The sequence below is a fragment of the Sphingomonas baiyangensis genome (genome assembly GCF_005144715.1).
In the GTDB taxonomy this organism is placed as follows: domain Bacteria; phylum Pseudomonadota; class Alphaproteobacteria; order Sphingomonadales; family Sphingomonadaceae; genus Sphingomonas; species Sphingomonas baiyangensis.
Window position 1 is genome coordinate 43,207 of sequence record NZ_SWKR01000002.1, and the last position, 13,564, is coordinate 56,770.

General features: G+C 66.9%; 7 protein-coding genes. 3 read left to right on the plus strand and 4 right to left on the minus strand.

Features of this window, described 5'->3' with window-relative positions:
- Window positions 1–11: 11 nt before the first annotated feature.
- Window positions 12–4,286 (minus strand): DNA-directed RNA polymerase subunit beta', encoded by a 4,275-nt coding sequence (rpoC, locus tag FBR43_RS03295; RefSeq protein ID WP_136941843.1) that lies wholly within the window; start codon window positions 4,284–4,286, stop codon window positions 12–14.
- 162 nt (window positions 4,287–4,448) lie between these two features.
- Window positions 4,449–8,612 (minus strand): DNA-directed RNA polymerase subunit beta, encoded by a 4,164-nt coding sequence (gene rpoB / locus FBR43_RS03300; protein ID WP_136941844.1) that lies wholly within the window; start codon window positions 8,610–8,612, stop codon window positions 4,449–4,451.
- Between the two features lie 292 nt (window positions 8,613–8,904).
- On the opposite strand from rpoB, the gene FBR43_RS03305 reads away from it, so the two are divergent.
- On the plus strand, window positions 8,905–10,341 hold the full coding sequence (locus FBR43_RS03305) for a hypothetical protein (RefSeq protein WP_136941845.1): 1,437 nt from the start codon (window positions 8,905–8,907) through the stop codon (window positions 10,339–10,341).
- Window positions 10,342–10,356: 15 nt separating this feature from the next.
- Window positions 10,357–11,595 (plus strand): threonine synthase, encoded by a 1,239-nt coding sequence (locus tag FBR43_RS03310; RefSeq protein ID WP_136941846.1) that lies wholly within the window; start codon window positions 10,357–10,359, stop codon window positions 11,593–11,595.
- A gap of 4 nt (window positions 11,596–11,599) precedes the next feature.
- Here the strand turns inward: FBR43_RS03310 and FBR43_RS03315 are convergent, their stop codons facing one another.
- Complete coding sequence (locus FBR43_RS03315) at window positions 11,600–12,331, minus strand: glutaredoxin (protein WP_249276435.1); 732 nt, start codon at window positions 12,329–12,331, stop codon at window positions 11,600–11,602.
- An 11-nt stretch (window positions 12,332–12,342) separates the two neighbouring features.
- Window positions 12,343–12,621, minus strand: coding sequence for a metal-sensitive transcriptional regulator (locus FBR43_RS03320; protein WP_136941847.1), 279 nt, complete (start codon window positions 12,619–12,621; stop codon window positions 12,343–12,345).
- A 139-nt stretch (window positions 12,622–12,760) separates the two neighbouring features.
- On the opposite strand from FBR43_RS03320, the gene FBR43_RS03325 reads away from it, so the two are divergent.
- Window positions 12,761–13,543 (plus strand): helix-turn-helix domain-containing protein, encoded by a 783-nt coding sequence (locus tag FBR43_RS03325; RefSeq protein ID WP_136941848.1) that lies wholly within the window; start codon window positions 12,761–12,763, stop codon window positions 13,541–13,543.
- Window positions 13,544–13,564: the final 21 nt, after the last annotated feature.

Consider the following 13,564-nt stretch of genomic DNA (forward strand, 5'->3'; position numbering starts at 1 on the left):
GGGAAGCGCGATCAGTCGTTCAGATATTCGCCGGCATCGGCATCGCTGCCCGTGCCGCTCTGCACGACCTCGGCAAGCGGATCGCTGCCGGTGCCGCCTGCGTCGCGCGGGCTGCGCGCGAGTTCGGCCTCATGCTCCTCGGCCGCAGAGGCAGGCGCGACGAGCGATGCCTCGGCGAGCTTGCGCTGCTGCACGCGCAGTGCCGCATCGCGCGACGATGCCGCCACGCGCAGGCGGTTCATGCCAGCACCCGTGCCCGCCGGGATCAGGCGACCGACGATGACGTTCTCCTTGAGGCCGTTCAGCGTGTCGATCTTGCCCTGCACCGATGCCTCGGTCAGCACGCGCGTCGTCTCCTGGAAGGATGCCGCCGAGATGAAGCTGCGCGTCTGCAGCGATGCCTTGGTGATGCCGAGCAGCACCGGCTTGCCCTGAGCGGGCTGCTGGTTCTTCTCGAGCTTCGCGTTGGCCTCGTCCATCTCGTCGCGGTCGAGCTGCTCGCCCTTCAGCAGAACGGTATCGCCGCCATCGGTGATCTCGACCTTCTGCAGCATCTGACGAACGATCACCTCGATGTGCTTGTCGTTGATCTTCACGCCCTGCAGGCGATAGACTTCCTGGATTTCGCTGACCAGATACTCGGCCAGCGGCTCCACGCCCATCGTCTCGAGGATGTCGTGCGGATCGGGCGATCCGCCGATCAGGTTGTCGCCGCGCTTGACGTAATCGCCTTCCTGCACGTCGATGACCTTCGACTTGGGGACGAGATACTCGACCACCTCGCCGCCATCGTCGGGCTGGATGCCGATCTTGCGCTTGGCCTTATAGTCCTTGCCGAACAGCACCCGGCCCGAGACCTTGGCGATGATCGCCGAGTCCTTGGGAACGCGCGCCTCGAACAGCTCGGCGACGCGCGGCAGACCGCCGGTGATGTCGCGCGTCTTGGCGCTCTCGCGGCTGACGCGCGCCAGCACGTCGCCCGCCTGCACCTCGGCGCCGTCCTCGACCGACAGCACCGTGCCGGCGGCGAGCATGTAACGCCCGGCCTCGCCCGAACCTTCGTCGAGCAGCGTCAGGCGCGGGCGCAGGTCCTCCTTCGACTTGCCGCGATACTCGGTCACCACGCGCTGCGTGATGCCCGTGGCGTCGTCGGCCTGCTCGGTCAGCGTCTTGCCGTCGATCAGGTCCTGATACTTCACCGTACCGGGGTTCTCGGTGATGACGGGCATGGTGAACGGATCCCATTCGGCCATGCGATCGCCCTTGCTGACGATATGCCCGTCAGCGAACAGCACGTGCGCGCCATAGGGGATGCGATGCACCGCCAGCTCGCGCCCGTCCATGTCGACGATCGCGATCTCGCCCGAGCGGCTGAGCACCACGCGGCGGCCGCGCTGGTCCTCGATCACGCGCAGGTCGCGCCATTCGAGCTTGCCGTCGACCGGCGCCTCGAGGTTCGACTGCTCGTTGAGCTGCGCCGCGCCGCCGATGTGGAAGGTACGCATCGTCAGCTGCGTGCCCGGCTCGCCGATCGACTGCGCGGCGATGACGCCCACCGCCTCGCCGATGTTCACCGGCGTACCGCGTGCCAGATCGCGGCCATAGCATTTCGCGCAAACGCCGAGCTTGGCCTCGCAGACCAGCGGGCTGCGGATCTTCACGCCGACCACGCCCAGTCCTTCGAGCTGTGCGATATGCGCCTCGTCGAGCAGCGTGCCCGTGGGGATTGCCACTTCGCTCGTCTTGGCGTCGACGATGTCCTCAGCCGTGGTGCGACCCAGGATGCGCTCGCCGAGCGACGCGATGGTCGAGCCGCCCTGGACGATGGCCTTCATCTCGAGCGCGCGCTCGGTGCCGCAATCCTCCTCCATGACGACGCAGTCCTGCGACACGTCGACAAGGCGGCGAGTGAGGTAGCCCGAGTTCGCGGTCTTGAGCGCGGTGTCGGCCAGACCCTTGCGCGCGCCGTGCGTCGAGTTGAAATATTCAAGGACGGTCAGGCCTTCCTTGAAGTTCGAGATGATCGGCGTCTCGATGATCTCGCCCGAAGGCTTGGCCATCAGCCCGCGCATGCCCGCCAGCTGCTTGATCTGCGCCTGCGAACCGCGCGCACCCGAATGCGCCATCATGTAGATCGAGTTGATCGGCTTCTCGCGGCCCGTCGCATCGTCGCGCTTCACCGCCTTGATCTCGTCCATCATGGCGCTCGCCACCTGGTCGCCGCAACGGCTCCAGGCGTCGATCACCTTGTTGTACTTCTCCTGCTGGGTGATGAGGCCGTCCTGATACTGCTGCTCATAGTCCTTCACCAGGCTGCGCGTCTCGTCGACCAGCGCTTCCTTGGCATCGGGAATGATCATGTCGTCCTTGCCGAAGCTGATGCCGGCCTTGAACGCGTTGCGGAAGCCCAGCGCCATGATGGCGTCGGCGAACAGCACCGTCTCCTTTTGGCCGGTGTGGCGATACACCTCGTCGATGACGTCGCCGACATCCTTCTTGGTGAGCAGGCGGTTGACCGTGTCGAACGGCACCTTGTGGCTCTGCGGCAGGCATTCGCCCAGCAGCATGCGACCCGGCGTCGTCTCGAACCGCTTCATATACTGCTTGCCGTTCTCGTCGGTCTGCGGAACGCGGCTGACGATCTGGGTGTGCAGCGTAACCGCGCCGGCGAACAGCGCCTGGTGCACTTCCTCCATGTCGGCCAGCACCATGCCTTCGCCCGGCTCGCCCGACTTCTCCATCGAGATGTAGTAGAGGCCCAGCACCATGTCCTGCGACGGCACGATGATCGGCTTGCCGTTGGCGGGCGACAGGATGTTGTTGGTCGACATCATCAGCACGCGCGCTTCGAGCTGCGCCTCGAGGCTCAGCGGTACGTGCACGGCCATCTGGTCGCCGTCGAAGTCGGCGTTGAATGCCGAGCAGACGAGCGGATGCAGCTGGATCGCCTTGCCCTCGATCAGCACCGGCTCGAACGCCTGGATGCCCAGGCGGTGCAGCGTCGGCGCGCGGTTGAGCAGCACGGGATGCTCGCGGATCACCTCGTCGAGGATGTCCCAGACTTCCTTGCGCTCCTTCTCGACCCACTTCTTCGCCTGCTTGAGCGTCATGCTCAGACCCTTGGCGTCGAGGCGCGCGTAGATGAACGGCTTGAAGAGCTCGAGCGCCATCTTCTTGGGCAGGCCGCACTGGTGCAGCTTGAGCTCGGGACCGGTCACGATGACCGAACGGCCCGAATAGTCGACGCGCTTGCCGAGCAGGTTCTGGCGGAAGCGGCCCTGCTTGCCCTTGAGCATGTCCGAAAGCGACTTGAGCGGGCGCTTGTTGGCACCCGTGATCGTGCGGCCGCGGCGGCCGTTGTCGAACAGCGCGTCGACGGCCTCCTGCAACATGCGCTTCTCGTTGCGCACGATGATGTCGGGCGCGCGCAGCTCCATCAGCCGCTTCAGGCGGTTGTTGCGGTTGATGACGCGGCGATACAAATCGTTCAGGTCCGACGTCGCGAAGCGGCCGCCGTCGAGCGGCACCAGCGGGCGCAGCTCGGGCGGGATGACCGGCACGACGTCGAGGATCATCCATTCAGGGCGGTTGCCCGAATCGATGAAGCTCTCGACGACCTTGAGCCGCTTGATGATCTTCTTGGGCTTGAGCTCGGACTTGGTGACCGCAAGCTCCTCGAGCAGGTCACGGCGCTCGCCCTCGAGATCGAGGTCCATGAGCATCTGCTTGACCGCCTCGGCGCCGATCCCGGCCGAGAAGGCGTCCTCGCCATATTGGTCCTGCGCGTCGAGCAGCTCGTCCTCGGTGAGGAGCTGATACTTCTCCAGCCCCGTCAGGCCCGGCTCGACGACGATGTAGCTCTCGAAATAGAGCACGCGCTCGAGCTGCTTGAGCTGCATGTCGAGCAGCAGGCCGATGCGGCTGGGCAGCGACTTCAGGAACCAGATGTGCGCGACGGGCGCGGCCAGCTCGATATGGCCCATGCGCTCGCGGCGCACCTTCGATACCGTAACCTCGACGCCGCACTTCTCGCAGACGATGCCCTTGTACTTCATGCGCTTGTACTTGCCGCACAGGCACTCATAGTCCTTGATCGGACCGAAGATGCGCGCGCAGAACAGGCCGTCACGCTCGGGCTTGAACGTGCGGTAGTTGATCGTTTCGGGCTTCTTGATCTCGCCGAACGACCATGACCGGATGCGATCGGGCGATGCGATGCCGATCTGAATCTGGTCGAAGGTCTCGGGCTTGGCGACCGGATTCGCGAAGTTGGTGAGTTCGTTCATTTCTTGCTTCCTCACTGGGAGGTCAAAACCACATCCGTTCGCCCTGAGTGGGGACTGAGCGAAGGCGAAGGCCCGTATCGAAGGGTTCCTCGCCGCCCGGTCCTTCGATACGCCGCTTCGACTTCGCTCAGCGGCTACTCAGGACGAACGGTTCTTGTCAGGTTACTCCGCCGCCTCGGCCATCTCGTCGCCGTCGTCCATCGACTTCAGCTCGACGTTGAGGCCCAGCGAGCGCATTTCCTTGACGAGCACGTTGAAGCTCTCGGGAATGCCGGCCTCGAAGGTGTCGTCGCCCTTGACGATCGCCTCGTAGACCTTGGTGCGGCCGACGACGTCGTCGGACTTCACCGTCAGCATCTCCTGCAACGTGTACGCCGCGCCGTAAGCCTGGAGCGCCCAGACCTCCATCTCGCCGAAGCGCTGGCCGCCGAACTGCGCCTTGCCGCCCAGCGGCTGCTGGGTGACGAGGCTGTACGGCCCGATCGAGCGCGCGTGGATCTTGTCGTCGACCAGGTGGTGCAGCTTGAGCATGTAGATATAGCCCACCGTCACCTTGCGGTCGAAGGCGTCACCCGTGCGGCCGTCGAACAGCGTCACCTGACCCGAGGGATCGAGGCCTGCCAACTCAAGCATCGCCGCCACATCGCTTTCGCGCGCACCGTCGAACACCGGCGTCGCCATCGGCACGCCGTTCTTCAGATACTGCGCCAGCTCGATGATCTGGTCGCCCGAACGCTCGTCGATCTCGGCGTGATATTTCTCGCCATAGACGGCCTTGAGGCGCTCCTTCACCGCATCGGGCATCACGCCGGGCTGCGGGTTGGGATTGTCCTCGCGCCATTGCTCGAGCGCATCGGTGATCTGGCGACCAAGGCCGCGCGCGGCCCAGCCGAGATGCGTCTCGAAGATCTGCCCCACGTTCATGCGCGAAGGCACGCCCAGCGGATTGAGCACGAGGTCGACAGGCGTGCCGTCCTCGAGAAACGGCATGTCCTCCTGCGGCAGGATGCGGCTGATGACGCCCTTGTTGCCGTGGCGGCCCGCCATCTTGTCGCCGGGCTGGAGCTTGCGCTTCACCGCGACGAACACCTTGATCATCTTGAGCACGCCGGGCGGCAGCTCGTCGCCACGCTCGAGCTTCTCGCGCCGATCGTGGAACTTGTCGGTGATCTTCTTGGCGGCCTCGTCATACTGCGCCTTGACGCCTTCCAGATTGGCCTGGACGGCATCGTCGGCGACGGCGAACTTCCACCATTCGTGGCGTTCGACCGATTCGAGCAGCTCCTCGTCGATCACCGCGCCCTTCTTGAGCCCCTTGGGAACGGCGGTCGCGGTCTGGCCCACCAGCATGTCGCGCAGGCGCGACCAGGTGGCGCGGTTGAGGATGCCGCGCTCGTCGTCCGAGTCCTTCTTCAGGCGCTCGATCTCCTCGCGCTCGATCGCCATCGCGCGCTCGTCCTTGTCTATGCCATGGCGGTTGAACACGCGCACTTCGACAACGGTGCCGGCAACGCCCGGCGGCAGCCGCAGCGAGGTGTCGCGCACGTCGCTCGCCTTCTCGCCGAAGATCGCGCGCAGCAGCTTTTCTTCCGGCGTCATCGGGCTCTCGCCCTTGGGCGTGATCTTGCCCGCCAGAATGTCGCCCGGCTCCACCTCGGCGCCGATATATACGATGCCCGCCTCGTCGAGGTTGCGCAGCGCCTCCTCGCCGACATTGGGAATGTCGCGCGTGATGTCCTCCGGCCCCAGCTTGGTGTCGCGGGCCATCACCTCGAATTCCTCGATATGGATCGAGGTGAACACGTCGTCCTTGACGATGCGCTCGCTGATGAGGATCGAATCCTCGTAATTGTAGCCGTTCCACGGCATGAACGCGACCAGCGCGTTGCGCCCCAGCGCCAGCTCGCCGAATTCGGTCGAGGGACCGTCGGCCAGCACGTCGCCCGCCTTCACCACGTCACCCACCTTCACCAGTGGACGCTGGTTGATGCAGGTGTTCTGGTTCGAGCGCTGGAACTTCATCAGCGTGTAGATGTCGACGCCGCTTTCGCTGGCGTCCACGTCACCCGTCGCGCGGATCACGATGCGGCTGGCGTCGACCTGGTCGACGATGCCCTCGCGCCGCGCGGCGATCGCCGCACCCGAATCGCGCGCCACCGTGGCTTCCATGCCGGTGCCGACGAACGGCGCCTCGGCCTGGACCAGCGGCACCGCCTGACGCTGCATGTTCGATCCCATCAGCGCGCGGTTGGCGTCGTCGTTCTCGAGGAACGGGATGAGCGACGCGGCGACCGATACGAGCTGCTTGGGGCTGACGTCCATCAGCGTCACCTGGTCGGGCAGCGCCATCAGGAACTCGCCCGCCTGGCGGGCCGAGACCAGCTCCTCGGTGAAGGCATTGTCGCCGTCGAGCGCAGCCGATGCCTGCGCGACGGTGTGCTTCTGCTCTTCCATCGCCGAGAGATAGACGACCTCGTTGGTCACCTTGCCGTCGATGATGCGGCGGTAGGGCGTCTCGATGAAGCCGTACTTGTTCACCCGGCTGAACGTCGCCAGCGAGTTGATGAGGCCGATGTTCGGCCCTTCGGGCGTCTCGATCGGGCAGATGCGGCCATAATGCGTCGGATGGACGTCGCGGACCTCGAAGCCCGCACGCTCGCGCGTGAGGCCGCCCGGCCCAAGCGCCGACACGCGGCGCTTGTGGGTGACTTCGGACAGCGGGTTGGTCTGGTCCATGAACTGCGACAGCTGCGACGAACCGAAGAACTCGCGCACCGCCGCCACGGCGGGCTTGGCGTTGATGAGGTCGTTGGGCATCACCGTCGACACGTCGACGCTCGACATGCGCTCCTTGACCGCGCGCTCCATGCGCAGCAGGCCGACGCGATACTGGTTCTCGAGCAGCTCGCCAACCGAGCGCACGCGCCGGTTGCCGAGATTGTCGATATCGTCGACTTCGCCCTTGCCGTCCTTCAGGTCGACCAGCGTCTTGACGACCGAGAGGATGTCCTCGGTGCGCAGCGTCGTCACCGTGTCCTCGGCATCGAGGTCGAGGCGCATGTTGAGCTTCACGCGGCCCACGGCCGACAGGTCGTAGCGCTCGGGATCGAAGAAAAGGCCGCCGAACAGCGACTCGGCGGTTTCGAGCGTCGGCGGTTCGCCGGGGCGCATCACGCGGTAGATGTCGCTCAGCGCCTGGTCGCGCTCCTCGGCCTTGTCGGCCTTGAGCGTGTTGCGGATCCACGGACCCGTCGAGACATGGTCGATGTCGAGCAGCTCGATGCGGTCGATGCCCGCCTTGTCGAGCTTCTCGAGATTCTCGGCCGAAACCTCGTCGCCGGCCTCGATATAGATCTCGCCCGTCGTCTCGTTGATGAGGTCGTAGGCCGAATAGCGCCCGAAGATCTCCTCGGTCGGGATCAGCAGCGTGGCGAGGCCGTCCTTCGCCGCCTTGTTGGCGGCACGCGGGCTGATCTTCTGGCCCGCGGGGAAGATCACTTCGCCCGACTTGGCGTCGACGATGTCGAACATCGGCTTCTGGCCGCGCCAGTTCTCGGCCGCGAAGGGGATTTCCCAGCCGCCCGAACCGCGCACATAGGTGACGCGGTTGTAGAAGTGATTGAGGATGTCCTCGCTGTTGAGACCGAGGGCATAGAGCAAAGTCGTCACCGGCAGCTTGCGCTTGCGGTCGATGCGGACGTTGACGATGTCCTTGGCGTCGAACTCAAAGTCGAGCCAGCTGCCGCGATAGGGGATCACGCGCGCCGCGAACAGATACTTGCCCGAGGCATGCGTCTTGCCGCGGTCATGATCGAACAGCACGCCCGGTGAGCGGTGCATCTGGCTGACGATCACGCGCTCGGTGCCGTTGACGATGAAGGTGCCGTTGCCAGTCATCAGGGGCATGTCGCCCATGTAGACGTCCTGCTCCTTGATATCGAGCACGCTGCGCGCCTCGGTATCGGGATCCACCTCGAACACGATGAGGCGCAGCGTCACGCGCATCGGCGCCGCATAGGTGATGCCGCGCTGGCGGCACTCTTCCTGGTCGAACTTGGGCGGCTCGAGCTCGTAATTGACGAAGTCGAGCTCGGCGGTGCCGGCGAAGTCGCGGATCGGGAACACGCTGCGCAGCGTCTTCTCGAGACCCGAGACGTAGCCGATCGAGGCGTCCGAGCGCAGGAACTGCTCGTAGCTTTCGCGCTGCACCTCGATCAGGTTCGGCATCTGCACCACTTCGTGGTTGTCGCCGAACACCTTGCGGATGCGGCGCGTAACCGTACCGCGCTTCGCGGCGGTGCCGCTCTCGATTGCCTTGGTCGCCATGGGGTGCTGTTCGCCTTTCAGCCGTCAGAATATCGGCCCGGTGCTCCGGGCGGGGAGCGCACGCCGGACGCCAAAAGCTGCGTGCCCCCAAAGGGGCCGCAGCGTTCGAGGCGTCCTGCTGTACCGTTCGCGACCCAATTCTTACGACACGCTGCGCGACGGCGCGTCATTTCCCGGTCGTGAAGGCGAGGCCGCGATATAGGCAGGTGATGCGCATGTGTCAAACGCCGGTCGAGGCGCTGCGCGATAGGGACTAGCCCTCGGCGCGGCGTTGCGCGATAGGCGCGCGATCATGTCGCTTTCCGATCCTCGCGCGGCGTTCGTCCGCCGGTCGCGCCTGCTGGCAATCGTCGCGCTGGCGCTGCCCGCTGCCGCACTGGCGCAGACGACTCCGGCACAAACGCCTCCCGCACCGCAGCCGACACCGACGCGCATCATTCCGCCGATCGATTTCTCGCTCCCGCCGGGCCCGGGGCAGCAGCAGCCCGCGCCGGCACCGAGCCCGACGCCCGTACCGGCGCCGAGCGCGACGCCGACGCCCGCGCCGCGCGCCGCTCCCGCTCCGTCGCCCACCCCGACACAGGCAGTGCGGCCCGCGCCGGCGCCCGTGCCGCGCGCGACCGCGCCAGCAGCGAACGAACCGGCACCCGCACCTTCGCCGGCGCCAACGCTTGCTCCCGTCTCCCCCGCGCCGCTGCCGCCGGTCGATCTCGATGCGGAGCTGCCGCCGGCCCCGCCGCTTCCCGATGCGCCGACCGCTGCCCCGCTGCCGACCGATCTGCCACCCACAAGCAATGTCGAGGCCGGCGACAGCGTCACGCGCTACTGGCCATGGGCGCTGGCCGCGCTCGCGCTTGTCGCGCTGGCCGTCGCGGCGGGGCTCTGGTGGCGCCGCCGTCGCGCGCTGCATGCCGCGCCCGGTTTCTCGATCGAGGAAACGCTGCTCGCCGATGCGCCGCCGCGACCCACGGCAGCCCCGCAGCCCTCGCCGCCGCCGTTGCGCCCGGCGCCGGCACCTGCCAGTCCCGCGCCACCCACGCCGGTCGCGCCACTTGCCGCTGCGCCCGCTGCGCCGCCGCGCACCCCTGCCGATCCGCCGCGCTACATTCGCGCCACGCCGCCGCCCGCGCCCCCTGCCGGCACCATCACTGCGTTTCGCGATCGCCCGGCCGCCCCTGCGGGCACGCTGACGGCATTCCGCGACACCCCCGCGCCGATGCTCGAGATCACGCTCGCACCGCGCGCGGTGGGGACGACCGAGGAAGCCGGCGTCGTCGACTTCGCCTTCGTCATCCGCAACCCCTCGGCAATCGCTGTCACCGATACGCAGGTCTCGGCCTGGCTGCTGACCGCCAACGAGGCGCAGGACGCGCAGATCGCCGGCTATCTCTCCGAACCCGCCGATCCCGGCGCGCACAACCGCTTCACGCTGCGCCCCGGCGACACGCGCGAGCTGAGCGCCGCGATGGGCCTGCCGTTCGAGATGCTCAACATCGTCGAGCATAACGACCGCCGCTTCTTTGCGCCCATCGTGCTCATCGATGCGCGCTACGTCTCGCAGGGCGGGGTAGAGGGGCGGACCTCGGCGGCGTTCATGGTGGGCAAACCCGGCGCGTCGGGCAAGCTCGCGCCGGTGTTCGTCGATCGCGGCGCGCGCATCGTCGAGGGCGTCGAGGCGCGGCCCTATCCCATCCGCGCGATGCAGCCCCCCGCCGCCACGCGCCACTAGACTGAAAGACCGATCATGCAGCACGACGCCAACCTGACTGCCGATCGGCCGAGCTTCGTCACGCATCTCGAATGCGGCCTCACCGGCGAGCGCTACGAGGCCGATGTCGTCCACGGCCTGTCGAGCGCCGGCCGGCCGCTCCTCGCGCGCTATGATCTGCCCGGCGTGGCGGCGGCGCTGACCAAGGAGGCGCTCGCGGCGCGCCCGCGCGACCTGTGGCGCTGGCGCGAACTGCTCCCGGTGCGCGACAAGGCGCATATCGTCAGCCTCGGCGAGAACGAAACGCCGCTGATCGGGCTGGAGGCGACTGGCGAGCGCCTTGCCGCGCGCGCGCCGCTGGTGAAGGACGAGGGCCGCCTGCCCACCGGATCGTTCAAGGCGCGCGGGCTGGTGATGGCGATTAGCATGGCCAGGGCGTTCGGCATCCGCACCATCGCCATGCCCACCAACGGCAATGCCGGCGCGGCGGCCGCCGCCTATGCCACCCGCGCGGGCATCGAGAGCGTCATCCTCTGCCCCGAGGACACGCCCGACATCAACGTGCGCGAGATTGCGATGCAGGGCGGGCGCGTCTGGCGCGTCAACGGCCTCATCGACGATTGCGGCGCGATCGTCGCTGCCGGCGCCAAGGCGAACGGCTGGTACGACCTCTCGACGCTCAAGGAGCCCTATCGGATCGAGGGCAAGAAGACGATGGGGCTCGAACTGGCCGAGCAGCTCGGCTGGGAACTGCCCGACGCGATCTTCTATCCCACCGGCGGCGGCACCGGCCTGATCGGCATGTGGAAGGCATTCGACGAGCTCGAGGCGATCGGCTTCATCGGCCCGAAGCGACCGCGCATGTACGCCGTGCAGGCATCGGGCTGTGCGCCCATCGTCCGCGCGTTCGAGGCCGGCGAGCGCCATGCCGAGCGCTGGGAAGACGCGCACACCGTCGCCGCCGGCATCCGCGTGCCCAAGGCTGTGGGTGATTTCCTCATCCTTGACGCCGTCCGCGCATCGGGCGGCAAGGCGCTCGCGGTCGGCGATCCCGCGATCCTGCGCGCGGTCGAAGCCGCCGCCGCCGATGGCGTGCTGCTCTGCCCCGAAGGCGGCGCCACGCTCGCGGCATATGAGCAGGCGCTCGCCGACGGCGAGGTGCGGCGCGACGAGCAGGTCGTGCTGTTCAACTGCGCGACGGGTCTCAAATATCCGATGCCCGACAAGTCGCGCCATCTCGACCGGCATGGCGACATCGATCTGACGGCGTTGTAAGCCGCTAGCGAAGCAGCATCCACAGCCCCGCGCCGAACATCATCAAATTCTCGGTCAGCGAGACGAAGCCCAGCGGCACATTGCTGTCGCCGCCCACGCACGCGCATTTAAGCTCGCGCCGATCGATATAGACCGCCTTGAAGACGCTCACCGCGCCTATGCCGCCGATGAAGATCATGATCGGCGCCGACAGCCACATGAGTGCACCCGAGAGCATCAGCACTCCCGCCGCCGCCTCGGCATAGGGATAGAGATAGGCATAGGGCACCCAGCGGCGCGCGAGCAGGTCGTAGTTGAGGAAACCCGTCGCGAAGGCATCGACGTCGCGCAGCTTCTGCAATGCCAGCAGCGCCATCGCGACGGCGATGAAGCGCTCGAGCGTCAGCAGCAGCATGTTCGCGCCCTCGGCTGCCCAGCCGATCGCCAGCGCCATCGCCGCGGCGAGCGCGAACAGCGCGATTACCGGGCGGTACGTAAGCGCCTTCGGATCGCGCACGCGCTTGCCGAGGAACCGGCGCAGATCGTCATGCCCGCCGATCCGCTCGTCGCCGATGAAGATCTGCGGCGTCGTCGCCACGCCATGCTCGGCCTTGAACGCATCGGTCTGGGCGCGGCTGGTCAGGTGCCGATCGTCGACACGATAGCCCGCGCTGCGCAGCAGATGCAGCGCCTTCAGCCCATAGGGGCAGACATGCGCATCCATCACCATGCGATGGATCGTGGCGGTCTTGCGCATCGTCCTTCTCCTCAGCGCCGTGCGTGATCGAACAGTGCGATCAGCTCGTCGACCTTGGCGCGCTGCGCGGCGGGATCGCCGCTGGCGATCGCCTCGGCCACGCAGCTGTCGGCATGGTCGCGCAGCACTTCGGCCTCGGCCCGCGCCAGCGCGGCACGCACTGCCGCCACCTGTTGCAGTATGTCGATGCAATAGCGGTCCTGCTCGATCATTTGCGCGATGCCGCGCACCTGCCCGGCGATGCGGTTGAAGCGATTGACCTTGGCTGTGCGGCGGTCTGCGTTTTGCATGTTCTTATACTCCTAGGGGGTATATGGTGATATCTCGGATCGGGACAAGACCGGCTCGGCAGGTCATGCACAGGTGTCAGCCGGTGACCCAATTTTTTGGGGGTGGCGGGTGCAGGAAGCGGCACCTATCCCTGCGGCTATGGAAAGGCCGACCAATGCGGACAGCTGGGCGCTAACCGACAAGCAGAAGCAGACGCTGCGGCTGATGGTGCGCGGGCACGACGCCAAGTCGATCGCCCGCGCGCTAGATATCTCGGTCCACACCATCAACGAGCGGCTGCGCGACGCGCGGAGCAAGATGGCGGTGTCGAGCAGCCGCGAGGCGGCGCGCATGTTGTTCGAGGCTGAAGGCGAGGGGGGTGCCGCGCCGGACCCCTATTCGCTGAGGGACACGCCAATCGGGGACGACGCGGCGCGCGGCGCGGCCGATATCGGGAACGCACCGCTCGGTGGTGCGGGGCGTGCATTCCGCCGTCCCGGTCTGGTCCTCGGAGGTACGCTCATGACGTTCACGCTTGGCCTGCTGGCATTGCTCGGCCTGCCGCAAACCGCCCCCGCGCCCGTATCGCCACCCGCCGCCGCAAGCGATGCGGCGAATCCCGAAATCGTCGCGTTCGCGCGGCAGTGGCTCGAACTCGTCGATCAGGCACGCTGGGACGCGAGCTACCGCGCGACGGGCACGGCGTTCCAGAAGCTCAACACGTTGCAGGTCTGGACCGACGTGTCCGAAAAGGTGCGCACGCCGCTCGGCGCCGTCGTCTCGCGCACGCTGCTAAGCCAGGAAAATCTGCCCGCGCCGCCCAGCGGCTACGAGGTCGTGAAGTTCCGCACCAGCTTCGCCAACAAGCCCGACACGATCGAGACCGTCACGCTCGATCGCGAGAATGGCGACTGGCGCGTGGTGGGCGTGATGATCGGCTGACCCCGCCGCCATTGCCAAAAC

What these genes read in the sequence shown, in the direction of transcription:
- rpoC (WP_136941843.1), bottom strand. Translation starts at nt 4,286, where the DNA reads ATGAACGAACTCACCAACTTCGCGAATCCGGTCGCCAAGCCCGAGACC.
- FBR43_RS03305 (WP_136941845.1), top strand. Translation starts at nt 8,905, where the DNA reads ATGTCGCTTTCCGATCCTCGCGCGGCGTTCGTCCGCCGGTCGCGCCTG.
- FBR43_RS03320 (WP_136941847.1), bottom strand. Translation starts at nt 12,621, where the DNA reads ATGCAAAACGCAGACCGCCGCACAGCCAAGGTCAATCGCTTCAACCGC.
- FBR43_RS03325 (WP_136941848.1), top strand. Translation starts at nt 12,761, where the DNA reads ATGGAAAGGCCGACCAATGCGGACAGCTGGGCGCTAACCGACAAGCAG.
- FBR43_RS03315 (WP_249276435.1), bottom strand. Translation starts at nt 12,331, where the DNA reads ATGCGCAAGACCGCCACGATCCATCGCATGGTGATGGATGCGCATGTC.
- FBR43_RS03310 (WP_136941846.1), top strand. Translation starts at nt 10,357, where the DNA reads ATGCAGCACGACGCCAACCTGACTGCCGATCGGCCGAGCTTCGTCACG.
- rpoB (WP_136941844.1), bottom strand. Translation starts at nt 8,612, where the DNA reads ATGGCGACCAAGGCAATCGAGAGCGGCACCGCCGCGAAGCGCGGTACG.